21 protein-coding genes are annotated in these 24,842 nt (G+C 72.5%); 7 read left to right on the plus strand and 14 right to left on the minus strand.

Annotation, left to right across the window (positions count from 1 at the left end; genetic code table 11):
• Positions 1 to 240: 240 nt before the first annotated feature.
• Positions 241 to 1,680, plus strand: a complete 1,440-nt coding sequence (locus tag AB0B98_RS13685; protein ID WP_357362796.1) for a pyridoxal-dependent decarboxylase — start codon at positions 241 to 243, stop codon at positions 1,678 to 1,680.
• Between the two features lie 560 nt (positions 1,681 to 2,240).
• Here AB0B98_RS13685 and AB0B98_RS13690 read toward each other — a convergent pair.
• The gene (locus AB0B98_RS13690; protein ID WP_357363020.1) at positions 2,241 to 3,227 is read right to left on the minus strand and encodes a sulfite exporter TauE/SafE family protein; all 987 of its coding nucleotides are present in this window, start codon (positions 3,225 to 3,227) and stop codon (positions 2,241 to 2,243) included.
• Between the two features lie 291 nt (positions 3,228 to 3,518).
• Positions 3,519 to 3,983: an Rrf2 family transcriptional regulator gene (locus AB0B98_RS13695; protein WP_091407884.1), complete on the minus strand. Its 465-nt coding sequence runs from the start codon at positions 3,981 to 3,983 to the stop codon at positions 3,519 to 3,521.
• A gap of 279 nt (positions 3,984 to 4,262) precedes the next feature.
• Between AB0B98_RS13695 and AB0B98_RS13700 the strand changes: the two genes are divergently transcribed.
• The gene (locus AB0B98_RS13700; RefSeq protein WP_357362798.1) at positions 4,263 to 4,931 is read left to right on the plus strand and encodes a YceI family protein; all 669 of its coding nucleotides are present in this window, start codon (positions 4,263 to 4,265) and stop codon (positions 4,929 to 4,931) included.
• 69 nt (positions 4,932 to 5,000) lie between these two features.
• Here the strand turns inward: AB0B98_RS13700 and AB0B98_RS13705 are convergent, their stop codons facing one another.
• From AB0B98_RS13705 to AB0B98_RS13720, 4 genes are all read right to left on the minus strand, one after another.
• Positions 5,001 to 5,885 carry an acyl-CoA thioesterase II gene (locus AB0B98_RS13705; protein ID WP_112582692.1) on the minus strand — a complete coding sequence of 295 codons (885 nt, stop codon included), beginning with the start codon at positions 5,883 to 5,885 and terminating at the stop codon, positions 5,001 to 5,003.
• Positions 5,882 to 7,330: a pyruvate kinase gene (gene pyk, locus AB0B98_RS13710; RefSeq protein WP_112582693.1), complete on the minus strand. Its 1,449-nt coding sequence runs from the start codon at positions 7,328 to 7,330 to the stop codon at positions 5,882 to 5,884. Before pyk ends, AB0B98_RS13705 begins: the two co-directional genes overlap by 4 nt.
• Positions 7,331 to 7,599: 269 nt before the next feature.
• Positions 7,600 to 8,982 carry an FAD-binding oxidoreductase gene (locus tag AB0B98_RS13715; protein WP_357362800.1) on the minus strand — a complete coding sequence of 461 codons (1,383 nt, stop codon included), beginning with the start codon at positions 8,980 to 8,982 and terminating at the stop codon, positions 7,600 to 7,602.
• A gap of 132 nt (positions 8,983 to 9,114) precedes the next feature.
• Positions 9,115 to 9,477 (minus strand): YciI family protein, encoded by a 363-nt coding sequence (locus tag AB0B98_RS13720; RefSeq protein ID WP_091407872.1) that lies wholly within the window; start codon positions 9,475 to 9,477, stop codon positions 9,115 to 9,117.
• Between the two features lie 241 nt (positions 9,478 to 9,718).
• Between AB0B98_RS13720 and AB0B98_RS13725 the strand changes: the two genes are divergently transcribed.
• A complete protein-coding gene (locus AB0B98_RS13725) occupies positions 9,719 to 10,591 on the plus strand; it encodes an aldo/keto reductase (RefSeq protein ID WP_238667325.1) in 873 nt (290 codons plus the stop codon).
• A gap of 24 nt (positions 10,592 to 10,615) precedes the next feature.
• Here AB0B98_RS13725 and AB0B98_RS13730 read toward each other — a convergent pair whose 3' ends face one another.
• The 3 genes from AB0B98_RS13730 to AB0B98_RS13740 all read right to left on the minus strand — a co-directional run bounded on the left by AB0B98_RS13730 (position 10,616) and on the right by AB0B98_RS13740 (position 14,187).
• Complete coding sequence (locus AB0B98_RS13730; protein WP_357277674.1) at positions 10,616 to 11,008, minus strand: hypothetical protein; 393 nt, start codon at positions 11,006 to 11,008, stop codon at positions 10,616 to 10,618.
• A gap of 14 nt (positions 11,009 to 11,022) precedes the next feature.
• Positions 11,023 to 13,227 (minus strand): M48 family metalloprotease, encoded by a 2,205-nt coding sequence (locus AB0B98_RS13735; protein ID WP_357362802.1) that lies wholly within the window; start codon positions 13,225 to 13,227, stop codon positions 11,023 to 11,025.
• A 174-nt stretch (positions 13,228 to 13,401) separates the two neighbouring features.
• Positions 13,402 to 14,187: an alpha/beta fold hydrolase gene (locus AB0B98_RS13740; RefSeq protein ID WP_357362804.1), complete on the minus strand. Its 786-nt coding sequence runs from the start codon at positions 14,185 to 14,187 to the stop codon at positions 13,402 to 13,404.
• 204 nt (positions 14,188 to 14,391) lie between these two features.
• Between AB0B98_RS13740 and AB0B98_RS13745 the strand changes: the two genes are divergently transcribed.
• Positions 14,392 to 15,750: a pentapeptide repeat-containing protein gene (locus AB0B98_RS13745; RefSeq protein WP_357362805.1), complete on the plus strand. Its 1,359-nt coding sequence runs from the start codon at positions 14,392 to 14,394 to the stop codon at positions 15,748 to 15,750.
• Between the two features lie 41 nt (positions 15,751 to 15,791).
• Here AB0B98_RS13745 and AB0B98_RS13750 read toward each other — a convergent pair whose 3' ends face one another.
• The gene (locus AB0B98_RS13750) at positions 15,792 to 16,373 is read right to left on the minus strand and encodes a helix-turn-helix domain-containing protein (RefSeq protein WP_357277697.1); all 582 of its coding nucleotides are present in this window, start codon (positions 16,371 to 16,373) and stop codon (positions 15,792 to 15,794) included.
• A 220-nt stretch (positions 16,374 to 16,593) separates the two neighbouring features.
• Here AB0B98_RS13750 and AB0B98_RS13755 point away from each other — a divergent pair, with 220 nt between their 5' ends.
• From AB0B98_RS13755 to AB0B98_RS13765, 3 genes are all read left to right on the plus strand, one after another.
• Positions 16,594 to 18,060 carry an MFS transporter gene (locus tag AB0B98_RS13755; RefSeq protein WP_238667331.1) on the plus strand — a complete coding sequence of 489 codons (1,467 nt, stop codon included), beginning with the start codon at positions 16,594 to 16,596 and terminating at the stop codon, positions 18,058 to 18,060.
• A gap of 105 nt (positions 18,061 to 18,165) precedes the next feature.
• Positions 18,166 to 19,152: an SEC-C metal-binding domain-containing protein gene (locus AB0B98_RS13760; protein WP_357362808.1), complete on the plus strand. Its 987-nt coding sequence runs from the start codon at positions 18,166 to 18,168 to the stop codon at positions 19,150 to 19,152.
• Between the two features lie 220 nt (positions 19,153 to 19,372).
• A complete protein-coding gene (locus tag AB0B98_RS13765; RefSeq protein WP_357362810.1) occupies positions 19,373 to 19,828 on the plus strand; it encodes a nitroreductase family deazaflavin-dependent oxidoreductase in 456 nt (151 codons plus the stop codon).
• Positions 19,829 to 19,958: 130 nt separating this feature from the next.
• On the opposite strand, the gene AB0B98_RS13770 is transcribed toward AB0B98_RS13765, so the two are convergent.
• The 4 genes from AB0B98_RS13770 to AB0B98_RS13785 all read right to left on the minus strand — a co-directional run bounded on the left by AB0B98_RS13770 (position 19,959) and on the right by AB0B98_RS13785 (position 24,811).
• Positions 19,959 to 20,222, minus strand: coding sequence for a DUF6244 family protein (locus tag AB0B98_RS13770; protein WP_357362812.1), 264 nt, complete (start codon positions 20,220 to 20,222; stop codon positions 19,959 to 19,961).
• Positions 20,223 to 20,489: 267 nt separating this feature from the next.
• The gene (locus AB0B98_RS13775; protein WP_357362814.1) at positions 20,490 to 21,131 is read right to left on the minus strand and encodes a hypothetical protein; all 642 of its coding nucleotides are present in this window, start codon (positions 21,129 to 21,131) and stop codon (positions 20,490 to 20,492) included.
• A gap of 255 nt (positions 21,132 to 21,386) precedes the next feature.
• Positions 21,387 to 22,277: a hypothetical protein gene (locus AB0B98_RS13780; protein WP_357362816.1), complete on the minus strand. Its 891-nt coding sequence runs from the start codon at positions 22,275 to 22,277 to the stop codon at positions 21,387 to 21,389.
• A 2-nt stretch (positions 22,278 to 22,279) separates the two neighbouring features.
• Positions 22,280 to 24,811 (minus strand): FtsK/SpoIIIE domain-containing protein, encoded by a 2,532-nt coding sequence (locus tag AB0B98_RS13785; protein WP_357362818.1) that lies wholly within the window; start codon positions 24,809 to 24,811, stop codon positions 22,280 to 22,282.
• Positions 24,812 to 24,842: the final 31 nt, after the last annotated feature.

Below are 24,842 nucleotides of genomic sequence, written 5' to 3' on the forward strand. Positions count from 1 at the left end.
CTCCGGGATCCGGTGATGATCGCTACGACCCACCGGCCCTGCCCGGGAAGCACAGTGGACCATCCCCACCGCGACGGCGGTGGACGGCGATCTGATCGGGGTGAAACGCCCTGGAACTCACGGATCCGACTCACCGCGCATCGTAAGGCAAGCGCTTTCCGGTCCGCAACATCGACCACCATCGCTTGACTACGGGTACCACCCTTGCCTCGGTGATCGATGCCTGATCAACTCGTTCAGATGAGCGCTCACCACATGGACCCCGCCGAATTCCGTCGCGCCGGCCACGCCGTCGTCGACTGGATCGCCGACTACTGGGCGACAGTGGAGCAACGCCCGGTCGCCCCGGCCGACCCCCCGGGCACGGTGGCCGCCGCCCTCCCCAGCGAACCCCCCACCACCGGCGGCGAACCAGTCGAGGCGATCCTCGCCGACCTGGACTCGATCGTCGTACCGGGGCTGACCCACTGGCAGCACCCGGGCTTCTTCGGCTACTTCCCCGGCAACACCTCCGGCCCGAGCGTGCTCGGCGACCTGGTCAGCTCCGGGCTCGGCGTCCAGGGCATGCTCTGGGCCTCCAGCCCCGCCTGCACCGAGCTGGAGACGGTGATGATGGACTGGCTGGCCCACCTGCTGGACCTGCCACAGCGGTTCCGCTCGACCAGCACCGGCGGTGGGGTCATCCAGGACTCGGCCTCCTCGGCGACGCTCGTGGCCACCCTGACCGCACTGCAACGGGCCAGCGGCGGCCGCTGGCGGCACACCGGCATCGACCGGCGTTACCGCGCCTACACCTCCGTGCACGGGCACTCGTCCATCGAGAAGGCGGTACGGATCGCCGGACTGGGCAGCGACGGAATCCGGTCGATCGCTGTGGACCCGGACACCCAGGCGATGCTGCCGGACGCCCTGCGGGCCGCCATCGAGGCCGACCTGGCCGCCGGTGACGTGCCGGCCATCGTGGTGGCAACCATCGGCACCACCTCCACCACCGCCGTCGACCCGCTGCCGGAGATCGGGGCCATCTGCGCCGAGTACGGGATCTGGCTACACGTGGACGCCGCGTACGCGGGCTCCGCCGCCGTCTGCCCCGAACTGCGGTGGACGCACGCCGGCCTGGAGTACGCCGACTCCTACTGCTTCGACCCGCACAAGTGGCTGCTCACCGGCTTCGACTGCGACGCGTTCTGGGTGGCCGACCGGGCCGAACTGATCGAGGCGCTGACCGTACTGCCGGAGTTCCTGCGCAACGCGGCCTCCGAATCCGGTGCGGTGATCGACTACCGGGACTGGCAGGTCCCGCTGGGCCGGCGGTTCCGGTCCCTCAAGCTGTGGTTCGTGCTGCGCTGGTACGGCGCCGAAGGGCTACAGGCGCACATCCGCTCCGGGGTGGCGCTGGCCTCGCGGTTCGCCGAGCGGGTCCGCGCCGACGACCGGTTCGAGTTGGCCGCGGCGCACCCGTTCTCACTGGTCTGCTTCCGACTGGGCGCCGACGACGACACCAACGCGGCGTTGCTGGCCTCGGTGAACGCCACGGGGCGGGTGCACCTCACGCACACCCGGGTCGACGGCCGCTACACGCTGCGGCTGGCGGTCGGATCACCCCAGACCACCGAAGCGCACATCGACGAAGCCTGGACCCTGCTCTCCGATGCGGCCACCACACTGCTCACCCCCTGACCCGCCGCCGCCCCGCCGGTCCACGCCCCGTTCCCCCGTTTCTCCGCGCTCCCGGTCCCTCGCGCCCCGGGGCCCCCGGTCCCTCGCGCCCTCGCGCCCTCGCGCCCTCGCGCCCTCGCGCCCTCGCGCCCTCGCGCCCTCGCGCCCTCGCGCCCTCGCGCCAGGATCTGCGCAACTTTCCGGACGTTGCCACCTCCGACGCGCGGGAGCAGCACCATCCCCGATGTTGCGCGAATCCTGACGACGAACACCGTGTCCAACCGACCGGGGGTGGGGTTCAGGGTGCCACCGCCGCCAAGGTCACGCTCGATCCTGGATGTAGTGGCTTCGACGAGCCTGGATACCACTACATCCAGGATGTAGCGCGATCTTGGTGACTCCCCCTGGGCGATGGCGACGTTTGACCGGGGCGCGGCGGGCGCGTGGATGGGTGAGCCAACCCCGGGGGGCGGCGGGGGGTGGGCGCAACGGGGGCCAGCGGGGGTGGGCGCAACCGGGGGGGGTCAGCGGGGGGGTGGGCGTAACCCGGGGGTCAGCGGGGGGTGGGCGTAACCCGGGGGTCAGCGGGGGGTGGGCGTACCCGTTGCGGCCAGATCGGCCGGGACCTCGCTGACGGACGCCCCGTCGGAGGTCTCGGCGGGCACACCGGCAGCGGCGGCGGGAGCGGTGGCGGCGGCCTCGGCGCGGGCGCGACGGGTACGGCGTAGGGCACGGACGGCGAACACCAGTGCGGCCAGCCAGCCGGCGGCGAGCAGGGCGTACAGGGCGGGGCGGGCCGGGCCGTCCAGTTCGGCGGAGCGGATCAGGGTGCGGGCGTTGGTCAGCACGATCACGCCGCCGACTGCCGCGCCGAGCAGTTGGGCGGGCACGATTCGCACCAGCCAGGCGGCCAGTGGGGCGGCGATGAGGCCGCCGATGAGCAGCGCGGCGACGGTGGGGAGCAGGAATCCCTCCGAGCCCAACCCGATCAGGAAGCCGATGCTGGCCGCGCCGGCCACGACGAACTCGGCGGTGTCCACGGAGCCGATCACCTTGCGGGGTTCCATGCGTCCGGAGACCAGCAGCGCGGGGGTGGCCACCGGACCCCATCCGCCGCCGCCGGTCGCGTCGACGAAGCCGGCGACCAGGCCCAGGGGGCCGAGGAAACGACCGCGGAGCCGTCCGCCGACCCGGTCGGTGCGCAGTGGGCGGGCGAAGCGGATCAGGAGGTACGCGCCGAGTGTGAAGAGGATGCCGGCCATCCACGGTGCGGCGGCCTCGGTGGAGATCGAGCTGAGCAGAGTGGCGCCGGCGAAGGCGCCGACAGCGCCGGGTAGGGCGATGCGGGTCACCACCCGCCAGTCGACGTTGCCGAACCGCCAGTGCGCGACCCCGGCGGCGAGCGTGGTGCCGATCTCGGCCAGGTGCACCGAGGCCGAGGCTGCGGCCGGGGCGACCCCGGCGACCAGCAGCAGAGTGGACGAGGTCAAGCCGTATGCCATGCCGAGCGAACCATCGATCAGTTGCGCGACGAGCCCGACCAGAGCGAGGACCAACAGCTTGCGCACGAGCGCCCCCAGACTTTTCGGCATCTCCTATCGACTTGGTCGACAATGCGGGATGGGGCAGCCGGGGTCAAGCCCCCGATCGGTGGATGGGACGCGAACGGGCGGTACGCCGGGTCAGCGGCCAGGTGGCGCAGGCCGGCAAACGAGCGGCGGCAATCCAGGCACGCAGGGCCAGGGGCCAGGCACGCAGGGCAGGGCCAGGCGACGCCAGGCCGGAAACCTGATCGGCGTGCGGACCCGGGCGAAGAAGGCAGCGACCAGGTGGCGTGAAGCCGGGAGCGGAACCGGCGCTCAGATCCAGGCGCGCGGGTCGGCGGCCAGCTCGGTGACCCGTGCGGGCAGGGTACCGGCGGCGACGTCGGCGACGCTGACCAGTTCCAGGATCTCCCGCTCGCTGGCCCGTAGCGCGATCCAGACTTCCTGGAGGGCATGTGCCGGACCGTGGTAGCCGAGCTGCTCGGGGCGTTGCCCGCGTACGTGGGCGAGGGGCCCGTCGATCACCCGGATGACCTCGGCGAGGGAGATCTCCTCGGCGGGGCGGGCCAGCCAGTAGCCGCCCTCCGGGCCGCGCTGGGCGTGCACGATGCCGCCTCGGCGCAGTTGGAGAAGGATGCTCTCCAGAAACTTCGGCGGGATCTCCTGGGCGCGGGCGATCTGGTCGGCCGTCACCGGCCGACCGCGCCCGGGGCCGCTGGCCGTCGCGGCAAGCTCGGCGGCCGCACGGAGGGCGTAGTCGACCCGAGCGGAGAGGCGCATGTCGGCAAGGTTAGTCGCTGGTCAACCGGGCGGGCGGGCGACCCTCGGCCGATCGGCCACGCATCGATGGAAAGTAGCGCCGCCGGCACCCGACCGGGACCGGTGAACGGCCGCCGGTAGGGACCGGTGAAGTACGTCATGATCCACCGAACGGTGGCGGCCGAAATGCCGGTCCGGAGCGTCCCTATGCTGGGCGTGAGTACGAATGTCTGGCCGTTTACCCGGCCGCCAGCACCATATTGATAAACACCCGGGTGTGCTCGGGGGGAAGGCAACACGATGACCGATATCGCCACACGCACCTGGGACGGCATGACCATCCCGGTGGCCGGCTCCTATCTTCTCGATCAGGCGCACAAGCGGATCGGTTTCCTGTCCCGGCACATGATGGTGAGCCCGGTGCGCGGCGAGTTCGCCGAGGCCACGGCGGAGATCTTCGTGGCGGAGGACCCGCTGCTCTCCTCGGTGACGGCCACCATCATGTCGGCCAGCATCACCACCGGAAGCGTCGACCGGGACACGCATCTGAAGAGTGGCGACTTCCTCGACGTGGAGCGTTTTCCCACACTCGAATATCGAAGCACCGGCATTAAGTGGCAGGGCAACGAGGACCCCATATTCCAGTGGGCGCGTCTGCGCAACCACCGGTTGGGCGGACGAGGCAGAAGTCACATTGTTCCGCCGCAGTCCGACGGTATTCCTGGACGATTCGTCCTCACCGGTGAGTTGACGGTGAAGGGGATCACCCGGGCCGTCGACCTGGAGGTGAATTTTGGTGGTGCTCGTCAGGATCCGTACGGGCAGAACATCTTCGGGTTCAGCGCGACGGCCGAGATGAACCGTGAGGACTACGGCCTGCTCTGGAATGTCGTCCTGGAGAGCGGCGGGGTGCTGGTCGGCAAGACCGTGCAGATCGAGATCGCCGGCGAAGCCATCTACCAGGCCTGAACCGCGTCATCCCCGCCAGTTGCCTGGCGGGGACGAGTGACGATCAAGCGGCGGAGATGAGCCAGGGCGTCAGGCGCCGACGCGGCGCAGCAGACCCTCCTGGACGGCGCTGGCGATCTGCTGACCGTCGGTGGTGAACATCCGGCCGGTGGCCAGCCCGCGCGCGCCGGACGCCGATGGGCTCAGGCAGTCGTAGAGGAACCACTCGTCGGCCCGGAACGGCCGGTGGAACCACAGCGCGTGGTCCAGGCTCGCGCCGACCAACCCGCCCGGCCCCCACACCTCGCCGTGCGCGGAGAGCACCGAGTCCAGCAGGGTGAGGTCCGAGGCGTAGGTGAGCGCGCAGGCGTGCAGCAGGGGGTCGTCGGGCAGTTTGCCGTCGATGCGCATCCAGACGCGCTGGTGCGGGTCGGCGGGCCGGTCGCCGGGGCGGACCCAGCCGGGCTCGCCCACGTAGCGCACGTCGATCGGTCGTGGGATCTGACCCCAGATGCCCAGCCGCTCCGGGTAACGGGAGAGCCGGTCGGTCATCGTCGGCACGTCCTGCGGCGGGGGTACGTCCAGCGGGGCCGGGGCCTGGTGGTCCAGGCCCTCCTCGGCCCGCTGGAACGACGCCGACATGAAGAAGATCGGCTTGCCGTGTTGGAGGGCCACCGCGCGGCGGACCGAGAAGGACCGGCCGTCGCGGATGTTCTCCACCTCGTACGCGATCGGTTCGACAGGGTCGCCGGGGCGGACGAAGTAGCCGTGCAGCGAGTGCACGAACCGCTCCGGGTCGACGGTACGGCCGGCGGCGACCAGGGCCTGACCGGCGACCTGACCGCCGTACACCCGTTGTGGGCCGACCGGGGGGCTCATCCCCCGGAAGGTCATTTCGCCGGTCGGGTCGAGGTCCAGCACTTCCAGCAGCTGGTCCACCGCCGCCTGGCCGACCGCGACCCGACCGTCGCTCACTGCAGGGCCCGCGCCGACGCGGCGTCGACAAGCGAGCCGAGCTGGTGTACGCGCAGCGTGTTGGTCGAGCCGGGGGTGCCGGGCGGGCTACCCGCCACGATCACCACGTAGTCACCGGGGTTGGCCCGGTCGAGGCCGAGCAGCGCCTGGTCGACCTGGCGGAACATGTCGTCGGTGTGCTGCACGAACGGCATCAGGAAGGTCTCCACGCCCCAGGTGAGGGCGAGCTGGTCGCGCACCTCGGGGACCGGCGTGAAGGCCAGCAGCGGCAGGTCGCAGTGCAGGCGGGACAGCCGTCGCACGGTGTCACCGGTCTGCGAGAACGCGACGAGCGCCTTGGCGTTGATGGCCCGGGCGATCGACGAGGCGGCCACGGTGAGGGCGCCACCGTGGGTACGCGGGTCGTGCTGCAGGCGCGGCACCCCGATGGAACCGGCCTCGGTGGTCGTCACGATCTTGGCCATGGTGCTGACGGTGAGCACCGGATACTTGCCGACGCTGGTCTCGCCGGAGAGCATCACCGCGTCCGCGCCGTCGAGCACCGCGTTGGCGACGTCGGAGGCCTCCGCCCGGGTCGGGCGGGAGTTCTCGATCATGGAGTCGAGCATCTGGGTGGCCACGATGACGGGCTTCGCGTTCTCCCGGCACAGCTGCACGGCGCGCTTCTGCACCAGCGGGACCTCGTCCAGCGGCATCTCGACACCGAGGTCACCGCGGGCGACCATGACACCGTCGAAGGCCAGCACGATGGCCTCCAGGTGCTCCACCGCCTCCGGCTTCTCGACCTTGGCGAGCACCGGCCGGAACACGCCCTCCTCGGCCATGATCCCGTGCACGAGCTTGATGTCCTCGGCCGAGCGGACGAAGGAGAGCGCCACCAGGTCGACACCGAGACCCAGGGAGAAGCGCAGGTCCTCGGCGTCCTTGTCCGACATGGCGGGCACACTGACCGCCACGTTGGGCAGCGACACGCCCTTGTTGTTGGAGACCGGGCCGCCCTCGGTGACGAGGCAGCGGATGTCGTTGCCGGTGACGTCGGTGACCTCGACGGCGACCCGCCCGTCGTCGATCAGCAGCCGGTCACCGGGCTTCACCTCTTGCGGCAGCTTGCGGTAGGTGCAGGAGACCCGCTCCTTGGTGCCGATGACGTCGTCGCCGGTGATGACGACGGAGTCACCGGTGCGCCACTCGTGCGGGCCGTCGGCGAACCGACCGAGCCGGATCTTGGGGCCTTGCAGGTCGGCGAGGACGGCGACCGGCTTACCTGTTGCCTCCGACGCCTCCCGGACCAGTCGGTAGACCGCCTCGTGGTCGGCGTGGCTGCCGTGGCTGAAGTTGAGCCTCGCCACGTTCATGCCGGCCTCGACGAGACCCCGGATGCGCTCCGGGGACGAGGTGGCGGGACCAAGAGTGCAGACGATCTTCGCGCGGCGTGTCACGCCCATCAGGCTAGTCTCTCCTTCAGGTCGGACTCGGGGCCGACCCCTTGCAGGCAGTGGAACAGGTGTCCAACGACGCGCGGTGCGCGTCGGGCCGGCGGGCGGAACCGCACCGGGAACGTTGTGGCGACGGGCATCAGCGACCGCGCGCCGGGAATCGTACGCCTCCGTCGGCGTGCGCTGTCGGGGTGCTCCCGGCGGCGGCTCACTCCGGGTGCCCCGAGTACGGCAGGTGACGGCTCATTCCGGGTGCTCCGGGGGCCGCTGGCGACGCCTCATTCCGGGTGCCCCGAGGGTGGCAGGGTGGGCACCGCGTGCAGCAGGTCGCGGGGGTCGTAGCGGCGCTTGGCCCGGCGTAGCCGCTCCCAGTTCGCGCCGTAGGCGAGCCGGACCCGGTCGGTCTCCTCGGGGGCGAGCAGGTTGGGGTAACCACCGGGCAGGGCACGTGGGGCGAGCGCCGCCGAGGTCCGCTCGGCCCACTCGCGGTGCGGACCGGCCTGGTCGCCGGGCGCCCACACCGCGATGATCTCGGCCATCAGGTGATCGGTGCGCAGCCCGAACGCCGTGTCGGCCTGTCGGACCCGGCTGGCCGCGCCGTGGAAGTGGTGCACTGCCAGCGCGGAGAACGGCGAGGTGACCTGCCGGGCCGCGTCGACGAGCGTGTCCACCGTGCCGTCGGTGAGCGCTGGCAACCACCGGGTCCGCAGCAGGTAGTGGTTGCCGTCGACCATCCCGCCGTCGAACATCCGCAGCGCGTCCGCGTACGGCATCGGGCCGATCTGGTCGACCAGCGGGGTGCCCAGCGCGCGCAGTCGGTCCATCCACGGCCCCCCGGCGTCCAGGTCGGGGCCGCTGTAGAACGGGCAGACGAAGATCACCGGCTCGTCGGCCGGGCCGGGCAGGAAGCCGGTCATCACCGTCAGCTCGTCCGGGGCCTCGGCGACCAGCGCGCCGTAGCCGCTCAGCACGGCCGGTGCCTCGGAGAGCGCGAACATGATCATGCCGGCCAGCACGCCGGGCAGCCGGTGCGCCCGGAAGCGCAGCTCGGTGACGATGCCGAGGTTGCCACCGCCGCCGCGCAGCGCCCAGTACAGCTCGGCGTCGTGCCGGGGGTCGGCGGTGACCCGGCGGCCGTCGGCGAGAACCACCTCCGCGCCGAGCAGGCTGTCCACCGCCAGACCGAACCGGCCGCACAGCGGGCCGTACCCGCCGGCGAGGGTGAGCCCGGCCATCCCCACGCCGCCAACCGTGCCAGTGGGCACCACCAGCTCGTAGGGGCGGGCCGCGGCGAGCAGCTCAGCCGCCGTGACGCCGCCGCCGATGGTCACAGTGGCCGCGTCGGGGTCGACCTCGACGGCGCGCAGCCCGGTCAGGTCGAGCGCCAGAGCGCCGTCGCGCAGCGCCCGGCCGGCCCAGTCGTGCCCGCCGGAGCGGACCGAGAGGGGCAGGTGGCACCGGGCGGCGACGCGGACCGCCTCGGCCACCTCGTCGGAGTCCCGGCACTGGGCGACCAGCGCGGGCGTGCGCGCCACCGCGCCGTTCCAGAGCCGGGTGGTGGCGGCGTAACCGGGATCGCCCGGCTCGTGCAGCCGGTCGCCGAGCAGGGCCCGCAGTCGGGCGGCGGCTGACGCGACATCACCGGTGGCGGCGGAGATCATGGCGACTCCTCGACCGGGGCCGACCCACGACACCGGGTACGCCCCGGCGGCGGCCCGCGCTGGGCGCGACCGTAGCACCGGCGGGCGGGTGAGCGCCGTCGCCATCACGACAGCCACCGATGGACCGGCGACTCAGCTACCCGCCTTGACCAGCGGAAACTCCAGGGAGCCGGCCGGGCAGAGGAAGGTCAGCACCTCCACCCGGTAGAGCCCGGCCTGCACCGCCGGGTCGGCCTCCAGCACGCTGCGGACATCGTCGACGCTGCCGGTGCGGGCCAGCCCGAAACCGATCGGCGGGTCCGGCTCGCGCGCCGGCCCGTCCACCGAGCCGGCGACCAGGACGATGCCGCGGCGCTGCAACGCCTGCATGTGTTCGGCGTGCTCGGCCTGCAACCGCTGCACGGTCTCCGCGGGCAGGGCCCGCCCGGCCGCGCCGGGATAGATCACGATGCACTCGTACGTGTCGAGCGCGAAGTTGACCTGCGGCACTCCCATGGGTGCTCCCCTCGCCGTCGCGCCGGAACGCACCGGCTCCGGCCAGCGTCGCACGGCCACCCCGGTCGTACCGGGCGCTCCCGCCAACTCGGGTCGGCGCGCTGACGGCGTGTCCGCGCACACAGTCGGCCGACCGGCGGCATGGCTGCGGGGTTCCGGGGGATGATCCATCGGTGGCGGGTGGGCATTTCACGCCCGCGCTGTCCACGCCCGCCACGACGAGACGATTGGGGATCGGGCAATGGCGACAAATATCAGTGAGCAGCCCGCGAAGGCGTCCGGCACGTACCGGATCGGTGGCGATGTCACAGTCAACCGGCTCGGCTACGGGGCCATGCAGATCACCGGCCCGGGTGTCTGGGGTGACCCGAAGGACCCGGCCGAGGCGGTTCGCGTGCTGCGCCGTGCGGTCGAGCTGGGCGTGACGTTCATCGACACCGCAGACTCGTACGGGCCGTTCGTGTCGGAGTTGCTGATCCGGGAGGCGCTGCACCCGTACGCCGATGACCTGGTCATCGCGACGAAGGGCGGGTTCACCCGATCCGGGCCGGGCGACTGGCGGGTGGTGGGCCGCCCGGAGTACCTGCGTCAGCAGTGCGAGCTGAGCCTGCGCCACCTCCGTCTGGACAGCATCCCGCTGTACCAGCTGCACCGGATCGACCCGAAGGTGCCGCTCGCCGATCAGCTCGGTGAGCTGGCCCTGCTGCGGGAGGAAGGCAAGATCCAGCACATCGGGCTGTCCGAGGTGAGCGTCGCGCAGATCGAGGAGTCCCGGGCGATCACCACCATCGCGTCCGTGCAGAACCTGTACAACCTGGCCAACCGCAGCGCCGAGGACGTGCTGGAGTTTTGCGAGCGCAACGACCTCGCGTTCATCCCGTGGTTCCCGATCGCGACCGGTGAGCTGGCCCGACCGGGCGGCCCGCTGGACGCCATCTCCACTGCGCACGGCGCGTCGCCCGCGCAGCTCGCGTTGGCCTGGCTGCTGCGTCGCTCGCCGGTGATGCTGCCGATCCCCGGCACGTCCTCGGTGGCGCACCTGGAGGAGAACGTGGGCGCTGCCGACGTGCGACTCACCGACGACGAGTTCGAGGCGCTCGCCAAGGCGAGCTGACCCACCGCTCCGGACGCCGTCGGGTCACCCGGCGGCGTCCGGGCCTGGCTCGCGGGCGGCGCGCAGCGCCTCGGTCGCCTGGGCCAGCAGGCGAGCGGAGTCGGTCCGTCCGCTCACCTGCAACTCCACTTCGGTGTCTCCGGCCTGGATCCGGATGCTGGCCTCGGTGCGCTGCTGGTCCACCCAGGACTGCAGCAGGTTGAACAGCCCGGGAAGCAGCCCCTGGGCGAGCACCGCGATGATCACCGCGTCACTGAATCCCGGCCGGCCCCCGCCGCCGCCGGCCGGGCGGACTCCCGCCCGGTACTCGGGGCGGCGGTGGATCCAGGTCAGCAGGTCGACCGACGGAGGCTGGCGCTGCCGGGGGCTGATGGTCAGCCGGACGGGCAGTCGGGCTGCGGTGTCGCTGTCGGTCACGGTCTGTCTCCCGGTCAGTCGGCGGCGGGTCGGAAGGTCACGTTGTCCCCGTCGGCGGTGGCGACGCCCGTGACCGTGAACGCGGTGTCGTCAGTGAACGGTGAGCTGCCGCCGAAGTAGGTGGTGGTGCCACTTGCCTCCACCCTGCCCTGGGTCTCGGTCGGGGTGGAGACCTGGGCGCTGGCGGGGCCGGCGAGTTCCACGGCGAGCTTCGGATACTCCAGGATCTTCCAGGTGATCTTCTGGGTGGAGCCACCGTAGTAACGGAACGGACAGCCCGGCGGGGCGGCGACCTTCTGCTTGGCGCACTCGTCCAACCAGGCGCGTACCTGCGCCTCGACGGCCTCGGTCGCCGCCGGCTTGAGCACCGGCGCCAGTTGCAGGACGGCGGCGGTCTCCCCCGGGCCGACCAGCATCGTCGTGCTCGGCGTCTCGCTGAGCGCACTGGACGGGCCGGTCGCTGTGTAGCCGCCGGGCAACAGCACCAGCGGGGCACCCTCGGTGGCGACAGGCAGCTCCACCCCGTTGAGCCGTACCCCGGGGTCGGCGATCGCGGCGTTGAGCGGGGTCGGCCCGCCGCTCAACCGCCAGCCATGGAACAGCCCGGCGGTGGTCTCGTCCTCACGGCGCAGGGTGAGGGCGGCGGTCTCCCGCGCGTCACCCAGCCGGTACGCCACTGTGGCTCTGGCGCTGTCGCCGTCGCGCTCCAACGAGCTGATCTCGACGTCGGTCGGTGGTTGGTAGCCCTTGCCCCGCAGCAGTTGAGCGAGCAGCTTGGTGTCGGTGTCGCTGCCCTGGTCGGTCAGGTAGCCGAGCGCGGCCTCGCTGTCCCGATCGGCGAGCGCGGAGAAGTAGCCGTCGATCGCCGCCTGGGGCCGGAAGAACGCCCACTGCACCACGCCGAGTCCGCTGGTGCCGAGGCAGGCGGCCAGTGTGAGGGCGCCGACCAGCAGCCAGGTGCGGCGGGTGCCGACCGGACCGGAGCTGTTGAACAGCCCGTCGACGGTGACGGGCTGACCCGCCCCGGCGGGCGCACCCGCCAGCGGCGCCCGCTCCAACGCGTCGAGCCGCAGCTCGTGCGGCGGGTGGGTGGCGCAGACCGCCTCGTCCCAGCCGCTGCGGCCGGTCTCGAAGGACAGCCGTCGTTCCAGGATGCGCCGCAGGCCGTCGACGTGCCCGGTGAGCACCGCGCCGAGGTCGGCCCGGTACTCGGCCGCCCGCACGTCACGGGCGTGCAGTGGCAGCACCACGTACCGCATGGTGAGCAGCACCGGCCAGAAGAACACGAAGACCACGAAGTTGGTACCCGGGTGTGGGAACGTCCGCATCAGCCAGGTCGGCAGGGCGTGCGCGAGGGTCAGTGGCAGGCCGACACCGCGGACGAAGGCGCTGGTGATCTCGTCTCCGGTGCGCCAGTGCACCAGCTCGTGGCTGAGCAGCGCGGCCACCTCGTCGTCCGGTTCGTTCAGCACGGCGGTGGTGACCACCACGTGCCGGGCGTACGTGCGCGCGTTGCTCAGGACCGTGTCGTCCTCCATGAGCAGCCTGGGCACGCTGGGCAGGCCGAGCCGTCGGGCGCAGTCGTCGAGCACGGGGCGCAGCCGCGCGTACTCGCGGCGGCTGGGCTGGCGCGCACCCGAGACGACAAGCAGGCGGGGTTCGAGCAGCACCCGGTAGAGCGTGTAGAGGACCCCGATCAGCGCCGCCGCGACGACAGTGCCGATCAGGCCGGTGAGCAGCGCGAAGGGCTCGTCGGCGACGCCCATCCAGGGCAGGGCCAGCACGGCGAGGAAGCCGACCAGGAAGCCGATGGCGAAACCGGCGATGCCGCCGAGCAACCCGCCGGAGCGGGTCAGGAACGCCTCGGTCAGCGAGCCGATGAGCGGGGCGTCGCGCAGCACCTGGGGCAGCTGGTCGTCGGCGCCGGTCCCGACGGCGAAGAGCCCGACGATGCCGAACGTGAGGCCGCCCCAGAACGCCAGGAGCAGCGCGACCGGCAGGTAGAACCAGGTCGCGAGGAACGCGCCGAGCACGCCGCGCCAGTCCCGCAGGATCCCGGCGCGCAGCCAGACCAGCGCGCTGGGATAGCCCGGTGGGCGGTCGGCGAACCCGCCGGTGGGTGGCGGGGTGTCGGCCGACGGCGGTTGGGCGGCCCGGACGTCGAGCTGCGGCACTGTCGGCGGGGTGTTCTCCGGCGGCACTGTGGGCGGCTCGGTCATGAGCGCTGCTCCCTCTCGGAGGATGGCGTCCACTGTCGGGAATGGACAGCCGGAGCAGGCTATCGAGGGCATCTGATGTCTGCCACACCGTTCGGGGGAATCGTCGCGCACCCGACACTCACCGTCGCGGGCCCGGTGCGGCGGTCCCCTCCGGGACCGCCGCAGCGCAGCGGGTCAGAGCGCGAGGCAGTTGGGTCGCACCGGGCCGTCGACCAGGGCGCCACGCACGATGGTGTACGCCGTGCCGTCGAGCACAAGACCGAGGTGCCCCACCACCCGCAGTGGGCAGTACGCCTGGATCAGCACGTTCGTCGCACCGTCGTTGACGGCGGCGTTCCCGGTCGGCCGGACCAACTCGTCCTGCACTGTGCGGATGGTGGTGTAGCGCACCGCGCCCGGCGTGTCGTCGCCGTCGTTGAGGTCGGCGAGGAACGCCGAGCCGATGCTCATCTGTTGGCAGGCCACCACGCCGGCGCAGCTGCCCAGACCCAGGAACGCCACGATGTTGGCGACGTACGTGCCGTACTGCGGTGTGCCCAGGCTGACGTAGCGGCCGATGGTGGCGGTGCCGCCGAGCCGCTTGAGGTAGTACCGGCTCACCAGACCCCCTTCGGAGTGGGCGACGACGTCCACGCTCGCCGCGCCGGTGCTGGCGCGGACCTGGTTGACGTAGCTGGCGAACGCGCGGGCCGAGGTGGGGATGTCGCCGAGGCCCAGCCCGGGCAGTTGGTAGATGAAGGCGCGGTAGCCGTCGGCGCGCAGGCGGGCGGCGATCGGCTCGTACGCGACGGCGACGCCACTGAGCCCGCCGACCACGATGACGGGGTTGGCCGCGGCGGCGGCGAAGGGTGTCGTGGGGGCGGCGGTGGCCGGGGCGGGGGCGGCGTTCGCCGTGGCGGTGGACGCGAGCAGCGCGGCGGTGGCGAGGGCCAGGACGAGGGCGGTCTTTCGGAGCAGCATCGCTGCACCTCCGGGGGGAGGCGCCCGGCGAACCGGGCAGGTGGGTGGGGGTGTCCGGTCGACCGTGCGACGATCATCCCCGCAACAATTCAGAAACGTCAATGACTTGTTACGCGCCGGTAACCCGTTGTTCCGACGGAGGCGTAAACGGTCATACCGCCACGCTCCATATCGGACACCGACGCTGCCTGGCATGCTGTGGCCGTGGCTGTCGACGAACCCACCGAGCGCGAGCTGCGGGTGATGCCGTGGTGGCTGGTCCTGGTCGGCCTGCTGGTCGCCGTCGCCCTGGGCTGGCTGGTGCTGGACCTGCTGCTCACCGAGGCCGACCGGGCCAGCCAACCGGACACCCGCGCCACGCTGCGCATCGACGCGATCCGCACCGGCCTGACCGTCGTCGCCGGCACCGGCGGAGGGCTCGCGCTGCTGCTGGCCGCCCGCCGCCAGTGGATCGCCGAACGCGCGCAGCGGCACCAGGAGAACGTCGCCACACGGGACCAGGTGCACCGGGACCGGGTACAGGCACACGCCGAGGCGGTGGCCGAGGCCGCGCAGCGCCACCAGGAGCGGCAGTCCGGGGCCGCCGAGCACGACGCGGCGGAGCGTCGACTGACCGAGCTCTACACCCGGGCGGTCGAGCTGCTCGGCAACGACAGCGCTGCGGTACGCCTCGGCGGTCTGCACGCGCTGGAGCGCCTCGGCCAGGACAACCCGGGGCAGCGCCCGACGATCGCTGCGGTGCTCTGCGCGTACCTGCGGATGCCGGCGCCCGACGGCGAGCCGCGCGAGACGGAGGTCCGGCGCAGCGCGCAGCGCGTGCTCACCCGGCACCTGCACGCTGACGACGCGGCCCACTGGCCGGAGCTGACGCTCGACCTGGCCGGCGCCACGCTCATCGACTTCGACGCCGCCGACTGCACGCTCGTCGACGCGAACTTCACCGCGGCGGTGTTCACCGGTTCGACCACCTTCGCGGGCGCGACGTCGCGGGGGCGGCTGCTGTTCGGTGCGGCGGCCTTCGGTGACGTGGTCTTCGACGGGCTCGTGGCCGACGGCGAGGTCATCCTCGACGGCGTCCGCGTCGGCGGCGCGGCCAACGTCGACGGCGCCGCCTTTCCCGGCGGTCTGTCCTGTCGGCGAGCCAGCTTCACCGGCCCGACCTCGTTTCGCCGGGTGACCTTCGGCCAGCCGACCAGCTTCGACGCCACCCGCTTCGAGGACGTCACCTCGTTCCGCGAGGCCGTCTTCGACGGCGCCCTGTCGATGGAGCACACCGAGTTCGGCCGGTCGGCCAGCTTCCACGCCGTCCGCTTCACGAACATGGCGCTGTTCCGCTGGACGGTGTTCGGCGCGGAGGCGCTGTTCGACAGGGCCCGTTTTCTCGACGCGGCGAACTTCGGCCGGGCCCGGTTCCACAGCATGGCCAGCTTCCGCGACACGCAGTTCAGCCGGCCGCCGCAGGTCGAGCAGGCCCGGGCGGTGGCCGATCCCGGCCACCGCTGGCCGGCGGACACGACAGTGGAACGCCTCGACGACGAGTGGCTGCTGCTGGTCGACCGCTGACCGGTCGGACGGTCGTCAGCGCGGCGCGGCCGGCTGGGCCGTCAGCGCGGCGCGGCTGGTGGGCGCAGGCCGTCCAGTGCCACGCCGAGCACCCGGTCACGCTGCTCGGGTGACGGGAACTGGGCCATGGTGAGACCACTGATCAGCCGCACCACGTCGTCGAAGCCGATGTCGCCACGGACCACACCGGCGTCCTGTGCGCGACGCATCAGCGGCTCACCGGCGGAGAAGATCTCCGCCCGGCAGCTGGTGAAGATCTCGGAGTCGTGCAGCAGTTGCTCGGCGAGCGCCCGCTTGGTGGCGACGTACGCGACGAAGCGGTGCAGCCAGGCGACGAGCGCGTCCCAGGGCGGCAGCTCGGCCAGGCCCTCGGCGGAGTGGCACAGCGCCCGGACCTCCTCGACGTAGACGGCCTCGAACAGGTGCCGACGGGTCGGGAAGTTGCGGTAGAGCGTGCCGATGCCCACGCCGGCCCGGCGGGCCACGTCCTCCAGGGAGGCGGCGGCGCCGTTCTCGGCGAACGCCTCGCGTGCCGCCGCGATCAGGGCGTCGTAGTTACGCCGCGCGTCGGCCCGCTTGGGCCGCTGGGCGAAGACCTCGGGCGCCTGCCCCGCGCTGGTCATGACGTGCGTCACCTCACTCTATTTGCATCCGGAGGATGCCCTCCGCTAGCTTAGCGGAGGCACCCCTCCGGAATCCCGGAGGCCTGCCTCCGGTTACTCTACCTCGGGACCCGCCCGATCGCCGCCTGGCCACCCCGATCGCCCGGACCCCGACAGACCACCCCGTCCGACGACGGACGACATGCCTTCATTCCCGTACGTAATCAGGGAGTTTCCTCTCGTGGCAGTGACCTCCCGACGCAGCTCGCGTCGGCTCACCTTCACCGTGCTCGCGGCCGGCGCCGGGTTCTTCGCGATGCTCCAGTCGCTGATCACCCCCGTGCTGCCGACCATCCAGCAGGACCTGCACACCTCCCAGAACACAGTGACCTGGGTCCTGACCGCCTACCTGCTCAGCGCGTCGATCTTCACGCCGATCCTCGGACGCGTGGGCGACATGATCGGCAAGGAGCGGATGCTCGTCGTCTCGCTCGCCGCCCTCGCCCTAGGCTGCCTGCTCGCCGCCATCGCGCCGAACATCGGCATCCTCATCCTCGCCCGGGTCGTACAGGGCATCGGCGGAGCGGTCTTCCCGCTGTCGTTCGGCATCATCCGCGACGAGTTCCCGGCCGCGCGGGTCTCCACCGCGGTGGCCGCCATCTCGGCCATCGTCGCCGTCGGCGGCGGCCTGGGCATCGTGCTGGCCGGCCCGATCGTCAGCACGCTGGACTACCGCTGGCTGTTCTGGATCCCGATGATCGTGGTCGGGCTGACCGCGGTGGCCGCGCACCTGTTCGTGCCCGAGTCGCCGGTCCGCACCCCCGGTCGCATCGACTGGCGCGCCACAGTGCTGCTCTCCGGCTGGCTGGTCGCGTTGCTGCTGCCGATCAGCCAGGGCGCCACCTGGGGCTGGACCTCCACCCGGGTGCTCGGTCTACTGGCGCTGGCCGTGGTCCTGCTGGTCGGCTGGCTGGTCACCGAGCTGCGCTCCAGCAACCCGCTGATCGACATGCGGATGATGCGCCTGCCCGGCGTGTGGACCACCAACCTGGTCGCCCTGCTCTACGGCGCGTCGATGTTCTCCATGTACGCGTTCCTCCCGCAGTTCCTGCAGACCCCGACCGCCGCCGGTTACGGCTTCGGGGCGAGCATCAGCCAGGCTGGTCTGCTCATGCTCCCGATGGTCAGTGCGATGTTCGTCGCCGGCGTCATCGCCGGGCGACTACAGGCCGTCTTCAGCGCCAAGGCGCAACTCGCCACCGGTGCCACCTTCAACGTGGCCGCCTCCGCGATGCTCGCCACCGCACACGACACCCGCTGGGAGGTCGCCATCGCCGGTGGCCTGGTCGGCCTCGGCATCGGCCTGGCCTTCGCCTCGATGGCCAACCTGATCGTCGCCAGCGTGCCCGCCAGCCAGACCGGCGTGGCGACCGGCATGAACGCCAACATCCGCACCATCGGCGGCGCGATCGGCGCCGCAGTGGTCAGCGGCGTGATCACCGCCAACCCGCAGGCCAACGGCCTGCCCAGGGAGGCCGGCTTCACGATGGGGTTTCTCGTCCTCACGGCGATCGCCCTGGCAGCCGCGCTCGCGGCCCTCGCCGTCCCGTCCGCCCGGCGGCCGTCGGCCGGTCGCCGGCCGTCCGCCGCGACGATCGTCGAGTCGGAGCTAGCCGGCGAGTTCGCCACCATGCCGGCGACCCGCTGAGGAAACGTGTCGCAGCCCGGGCGGTTCGCCGCCCGGGCTGCTCCACGTCCAGGAGTACGCTGGCCGCTCCCCCACCCACCGACAGTCGTCTTTCAGGATGCGCCCATGTCCGAGTTGCTCACCGCCGACCGCATCGAAGAGATCGGCGCCCTCGGCTTCGAGAGCCCCGACCCGGCCGCGCTCGTCGCCGAACTGGTAGGTGCCGTCGACGAGGGTCGGGTAGCGGACCCCGACGACACCGGGTACGCCCTGCTGGTCGCCGCGGACATCCTGGAACAGGCCGGTGACCTGGCCGACGCGCTCGCCCTGGCCACCCGCGCCATCGCCGAACAGCCGGACGACAACGCGTACGCCCGAGCGGTGCGCGGCGGTCTGCTGCTGCGCCTCGACCGCTCGGACGAGGGCATGGCCGAGCTGACCGCCCTGCGTCCGCTGCTGGAGACCGATCCCGCGGCCACGTACCTGATCGACGAGCTGGCCGAGTCCGGCCACGGCGACACGGCGTTGGAATGGCTCACCGGGGCACTGGACGCCATCCTGGAACGGACCCGCACTCAACAGCACGAATCCGAGGACGCCCAGGACGAGGCCGCCGCCATGATCTACGGCCTGGCCCAGCGACGCCACGACCTGCGCGAAGAACAGGGTCTACCCCACGACGAGTACGACAACCTCGCCGACCGGCTGCGCGCCGCGAGCACCCACGCGCTCGACGCCCTCGACGACGGCCCGGCGACGCTGCTGTTCTGGCCGCAGGCGGAGTTCACCGCGCTGCTGCTGCGCTGGCCCACCCTGGTCGACAGCTACCCCGCCACCTGGGACGAGCACCGCGCCCAGATCGAACGCGCCCTCGTCGACGCCTCCGGGATGGGCGGCGCGGACCTGGGCGTGGTCGTCGGCACGGTCGCCGACCTGGGGGCCTTCGCCGAACGCACCGACAGCGACCCCACCAGCGAGGAAACCCTCGACGAGTACGCCGACAGCCTGGACGAGGCCGGCGTGACCGCCTGGCCGCCCGGCCGCAACGACACCTGCTGGTGCGGCTCCGGCGCCAAGTACAAGAAGTGCTGCCTCCCGCGCTCGCGCGGCTGAGTCTCCCCCGCCGGCTCGGTCCCTGCGGCCCCGGGAGAGCCTGCGGCCCCGGGAGGCCATGTCCCTGGAGAGCCTGATGCCTGTGAGTCATCACGATGACTCACAGGCATCACGTTCGACCACAACCGCCGGCACCCTCTTGAGCGCCGGCCACCGCATGAGCCCCGCGTATGATCGACACCCCGTTCGACCGTCCGGGCTCGACGATGGAGGCGATGGCGTGACCACACACGAGCAGCACGAGACGGTCGAGGACAGCCCGGTCGGCTGGGTCGCCAGCCACATCCGGCGCTACGTGAAGACCGACGGCGCGGACGGGGGCACCTTCCACGGCGTACCCTCGCTGCTGCTCACCACCCGCGGACGCCGATCGGGCACGCTGCGCCGCACGGCCCTGATGTACGGGCGCGACGGCGACAACTATCTGCTGGTGGCGTCCAACGGCGGCGCGGCCAGGCACCCCGCCTGGTACCTGAACCTGAGCGCCGACCCGGCGGTGGAGATCCAGGTCGGCGCGGAGCGGATCGTCGGTCGGGCCCGGACCGCGACCGGCGACGAGCGCGTCCGGCTGTGGCCGGTGATGACGAAGGTCTTCCCGACGTACGCCCGCTACGCGAAGGAGACCGACCGCGAGATCCCGGTCGTCGTCATCGAACGCGAAACCACCATGGATTAAACACCTCTGTCCGGCACGGGGGTGTAGCGCCGATCAGCGGCGGATTCGAGCCGTGCGACCAGGACGTCTGTGACGAGCGGAATCGCACGTCGCACCGGTGGTTGGTGGGTTGCTCTGTCACCACCCGTGGTCAGTTGCCGAGCGCTCGGACCTTGGCGATCGTCTCCTGTACGTGCTGCTTCGCGGGGTCACCACCCTGGGACGCCTGCGCGAGCGCCTGACGGTAGGAGTCGATCATGCTGATCAGCGGACCGGCGGCCACGCCTTCCAGCGCACCGGCGACGAGTGCCCGCGCCTCGGCCGCGTCCTGTGCTGCCGCTGCGGTCTTGGCCTTCGCCTCGTCCAGCTTCTGCGACGCCGCCGCCAACCTCGCGATGATCTGTGCTGCGCTCACGCGCACCTCCCCGTGATCGACCATCGCCTCCACCACCGCGCCGGCGGAGACCACATGGGAGCGTACGAGATCCGCGCACCCAGCGCGACCGGCCGCCCGCTCCCGCGTCGCCTCGTGGGCAGTGGTCTCTCCACGCGCGCAACTCTGCCCCGACCGAGTCCGTGTGGCGCCCGAGAGGTCGGGGTATCCCGATGGCACGGATACCCCGACTTCTGTGAAACCGAGTGGATCATGCCCTCCGGCGGGCCCGGACGGCCAGGCAGCGCGCTACGCCGACGGCGGGCCGCTCTGCGCCCGGCTGATCAGGTCGTGCAGCGGCTTGGTGCCGCTGCCGACCATCACACCCGTCACCACGGCGTCGACCCAGACTGCCACTCCGTTCCAGTCGGCACCGGCGACCGCGTGCAGAACGTAGAACCCGCCGGCGCTGGACGCCACTGTGGCCAGGCCGCTGGCGAGGCCCCACGCGACGATGGTGCGGTTCGCCCTCGCCCGCGCGACCTTGGCGGTGGCCACGGCGATCGCCTCGCGGTCGGCCTCGGTGGGGCCGTCGGCCCGGCTGGTCACGTCGGCCACCGTCCGGGAGAGCGCGGCCTCGGCGGCTCGTCCGGGCAGCCACCGCGAGAACGGTTCCAGGATCCGCTCGACCGCTGCGGCGAAGACCAACAGGGTGAGGAAGACACCTGTGGTGTCCTCGGGCTGGATCTTCGCCGCGGAGGCGCCGCTGCGCCAGATCAGCCAACCCCCTACCGCGCCGACGGCGATCAGCCCGAAGCCGGCGACCACCGCGCCCGGGCCGGCCTGCTGTGATGCCGTGACGACCGACGGGCCTGACTCCTGTTCGGAGCGAGGCGTCGCCGCTTCGGCGTTGACCGGCGGCGAAACGGCGATCCCGACCCCCGCCGGCATCGGCTCAACCTGGGTGGACGTGTGTCCCTGCAATTCCCTGACCAACCTTTCGACCTACCGCTCAGGAGACGCCGAGGTGTGACCATCCGGAGCCCCGGCAAGCGGATTGCGCACCGATAGCGCTCGGGGCGCGAGACTACGGCACCGAGGCGGACACAATGGATGGCGGCATCCTGTGCCCAGGTGGCCTGCCCGGCGCGAACACACTGACGACCGGCTGCGCGGCGAAGCGCAGACCGGATGCCAGATCAGTCATCAGCGCAGGCCACGGACCATCAGCAGGTACGCGCAGTAGGCCATCGGCACCACCAGGAAACAGATCAGGAAACCGAGCGGCAGATATCGCGGCGGGGTGCCGGCGACCATCGCGGGCCGCCCCCACCGGCCCAGCACCAGGTAGCCGCCGAAGAACGCCACCGCCGGCAACCCCGCGCAGATCCACGCGCCGAGGGTGAACCCGTCCACCAGACCGACCCCGGAGGCGAGCACCAGGATCAGCACGAGCACCCCGGCCGCCGCGCCGCACCCGGCGTAGACGGCGACCGCCCGCGCCAGCGGCGACCACGTCGGCAGCAGCGCCGGCCGCTGGGCCAACAACTCCGTCTGCTGCCCGTGCTGGTCGGCCTCGTCGGCCATCCGCCGGGCCAGCTCCAACTCCACCGCCGGGTCGGCCGCCGCCGCGCGCTGCGCGGGCACCCCACCGCCCGCCGGGCTCCCCGCCGTCGGCAGCGCCAGCCGCGCCTCCTCCGCCGCCAACTGGGGGTACGCCCCGACCCCCGCCCGCCCCGGCGCGCCGGCTGCGCCGGCGACTTCCCCGTCCCCGGTTCCGGGTGCGGTGGGAGCGCCGGCAGCGAAGGGCGGGCCGGAGCTGGGAGCGGTGGGCACTCCGGCGCCGGATGGCGGGCTGGGCCAGGCGGCGGTCTCACCCTGCGCCCCCGGGGCAGGGGCAGGGGGTGGTTGGTCGATGCCGATGGCGCGGCCGAGCTGGTCGAGGCGCTGGCCCTGGGCGGTCAGCCGCTGCTGAAGGTAGTCGACGGCGGCGTGCAGGTCGCGGCGGCGCGCGGATTCGGCGGCGGCGTGCTGTTCCCCGGCGCGGTGCTGGGCGGAGAGTTGTCGGGCCAGCGCCGCGTACTCCTCGAAGGACACTGTCACCGCTCCCCGTCCGGGTCGTGCCCGTCGCCGACGAACGGAACGATCAGCCGGGTGCGCTGGTCGTGCCGGTCGATCAGCAGCGCCCGGTCGGGGCGGGGCGTGTAGGCCAGGTCGTGCGCTCCGAGGTGCAGGGCCAGCTCGGCGCCGGGCACGTTGAGCGCGACCAGGCAGGCGACGTCGTCGCGGTTCTGGGTGCCGCCGAGGTCGTCGGCGAGCCGGCGCAGCCCCCGCCACCAGCCGAGCAGGTGCACCCCCTGGCCGGGGCCCTGACGCAGGACGGTACGCAGGTCGTCAAGGCCGGAGCGGAACGTGGCGGGGTCGGTGGCCCCGAGGACTGGCGCGGCGGCGTCCATGCCGAACACCACAAGGTATTCGCGGCCGGTGGGCTCGGCGGCCAGCGCGGCGATCCGGTCGCGCAGCCCGGCGGCGTCGAGGCGCTGCACCGGGTGGCCGGCGGCCCGCAGCAGCGTTTCGGTGTCGTCGGCGACCGGGGCGGTGGCGGTGACCAGGCAGGCCAACTGGAAGCGGGCGTCGCCGGGGGTGTGCTGGCGGGCCAGGCTGAGCGTCGCGGCACGCAGCACGTCCGCGCCGGTCGGTGCGGTGCCCACCACGGCGAGGTGCCGGCCGGGGGTGGTGTCCATCAGGAACAGTGCCGTGGTGCCGTGCACGTCGACGGTTCGGCCGACCAGGGCCATCGGGCGTCGACCACCGGGGCGCAACCCGGCGAACGTGGTGTCGTCCTCGATCCGTGCGGCTTCGTACCCCTTGAAGACCGCTGGGGGCCGCGAGCCCGGCGGGCGGGCCTGCCACAGGTCGTGGCGTAACGCGGCGAGGTCCGCCGTGGCGGCGTGCGCGTCGGGGAAGCGCAGCACCGTGTCGGCGCCGACCGCGCCGGCGGCGGTGTTGACCACCGCGGAGCCGACCGGTAGGGCCGCGGCGGCGTCGTTGAGCTGGTCGAGCACTCCACCACCGCCGGGCAGCGCCACCCGCAACGCGAACTGCCCGAAGATCGCCTCGGCCCGCCCGTAGAGGGCTTCGATGCCGGTCATGCTCTGGCTGGCGAGCACCAGGTGGATGCCGTACGAGCGGCCCTTGCGGGCCAACTCCTCCAGCAGGTCGACCGACTCGCGGGCCAGCGGGTCGTTGCCGGCGAGCAGCACGTGGAACTCGTCGATGACCGTCACGATGCGCGGCAGCGAATTGCCAGGGGGCAGGTCGGCGAGTTTGGTGACGCCGTGCCGTTTGAGTGCTGTGGCCCGGCGCTGCGCCTCCCGGCGCAGCTCACGCAGCACGGCGAGACCGTACTCGCGGTCGGATTCGATGCCGACGGCACGGGCGTGCGGCAGCCAGGACGGGTCCCGACCGGTGGGCACGAACTCGGTGAAGCTCACGCCCTCCTTGAAGTCGAGAAGGTAGAGCTGCAACTCGGCCGGCGAGTACCGGGCGGCCAACCCGTAGAGGACGTCGAGCAGGAAGACCGTCTTGCCGGCGCCGGTGCGCCCACCGACCAGCCAGTGTGGGGTGGCGTCGTCGAAGGCGAGCGTCAGCGCGGTGCCGCCGGCCCGGCCGATCACCGTGCGCAGGCCGTTGCCGGCGGACTCGGCCCAACGCCCTTCGGGCAGCAGGTCGGTGAAGGGCAACGCGTCGGCGCGACGGGTGGCGGTGCCGAGGTGCTCGGCGAGCGCGCGTACCGAGGCGGGCGGCGGGTCGCCGTCGAGCAGAACGGGTACGGCGAGCCCGCTGCCGTCCGCGCTGAACGGGGTGCCGGGCGGGTCGCCGACGTGCGCGTACCCCTGGTTGAGCCGAACTGCTGTGGTGCCGCCCAGCGGCGGCGCGGTCTCGCCGGGCAGCCGGGACGGATGGCCGGCGAGCAGCACGCACACGGCGGCGGCCGGGCCGGCGTGGGTGAGCGCGGCGAGCCGGGCCAGCTCGCGCGGCGGCGGCGCGGCGGTGGCGACCACCACCAGCAGGCGACGGGCGGCGGGCTGACAGTGCTGCGCGGCGCGGGCGTGCTGCTCGGCGGCGTCCAGCAGCGCGGCAACCTCGGCCTCGCCGGTGGCCGGCGGGTCGAGCACCCCGGCGTCGAGCAGGGGTCGCAGTGGGCCGAAGGTGGCGCCGAGCGCGGCGGTGTCGATGCCGGCGACGCGGACCTGACCGGCCGGTGCGGTGGCGACGAGCCGCAGCACCAGCGCCCGCAGCAACCCGGCGACCTGCGGGTCGCGGGCGTCGGTGTCCACTGCGAGGTGGTGGCCGCCGCCGAGCGGGACCAGCACCGGAAAGGTGCCGTCCGCTGTGGACGCCTCGCCGATCCGCACCGCGGCCGGCTCGTCGGTCAGCGAGGTGACGCCCGGGGCGGGGGTTGCCAGTGCACCGCCGAGGCGGGCGAGGCGGGTCACCAGGTCGTCAGCGCCGACCGGCGCGACGGCGGTCGGCGCCGCCCCCAGGACGCTGCGCGCAGTGTCCAGATGTGCCCGGGCCGCCCGGTGGGAGTTGACCGCCTGCCCGTACGCCGACGCGAGCCTGCCCACCCTCTGCCCCCAACGCCACGGCCGCCTGGTC

The organism is Micromonospora sp. NPDC048947 (assembly GCF_040649495.1).
Classification (GTDB): Bacteria; Actinomycetota; Actinomycetes; order Mycobacteriales; family Micromonosporaceae; genus Micromonospora; species Micromonospora alfalfae.

Excerpts from the sequence above, each read along its gene's own strand:
- AB0B98_RS13685 (WP_357362796.1), top strand. The coding sequence starts at position 241 with ATGAGCGCTCACCACATGGACCCCGCCGAATTCCGTCGCGCCGGCCAC.
- AB0B98_RS13695 (WP_091407884.1), bottom strand. The coding sequence starts at position 3,983 with ATGCGCCTCTCCGCTCGGGTCGACTACGCCCTCCGTGCGGCCGCCGAG.
- AB0B98_RS13700 (WP_357362798.1), top strand. The coding sequence starts at position 4,263 with ATGACCGATATCGCCACACGCACCTGGGACGGCATGACCATCCCGGTG.
- pyk (WP_112582693.1), bottom strand. The coding sequence starts at position 7,330 with ATGGGCGTGACACGCCGCGCGAAGATCGTCTGCACTCTTGGTCCCGCC.
- AB0B98_RS13715 (WP_357362800.1), bottom strand. The coding sequence starts at position 8,982 with ATGATCTCCGCCGCCACCGGTGATGTCGCGTCAGCCGCCGCCCGACTG.
- AB0B98_RS13720 (WP_091407872.1), bottom strand. The coding sequence starts at position 9,477 with ATGGGAGTGCCGCAGGTCAACTTCGCGCTCGACACGTACGAGTGCATC.
- AB0B98_RS13725 (WP_238667325.1), top strand. The coding sequence starts at position 9,719 with ATGGCGACAAATATCAGTGAGCAGCCCGCGAAGGCGTCCGGCACGTAC.
- AB0B98_RS13735 (WP_357362802.1), bottom strand. The coding sequence starts at position 13,227 with ATGACCGAGCCGCCCACAGTGCCGCCGGAGAACACCCCGCCGACAGTG.
- AB0B98_RS13740 (WP_357362804.1), bottom strand. The coding sequence starts at position 14,187 with ATGCTGCTCCGAAAGACCGCCCTCGTCCTGGCCCTCGCCACCGCCGCG.
- AB0B98_RS13750 (WP_357277697.1), bottom strand. The coding sequence starts at position 16,373 with ATGACCAGCGCGGGGCAGGCGCCCGAGGTCTTCGCCCAGCGGCCCAAG.
- AB0B98_RS13760 (WP_357362808.1), top strand. The coding sequence starts at position 18,166 with ATGTCCGAGTTGCTCACCGCCGACCGCATCGAAGAGATCGGCGCCCTC.
- AB0B98_RS13775 (WP_357362814.1), bottom strand. The coding sequence starts at position 21,131 with ATGCCGGCGGGGGTCGGGATCGCCGTTTCGCCGCCGGTCAACGCCGAA.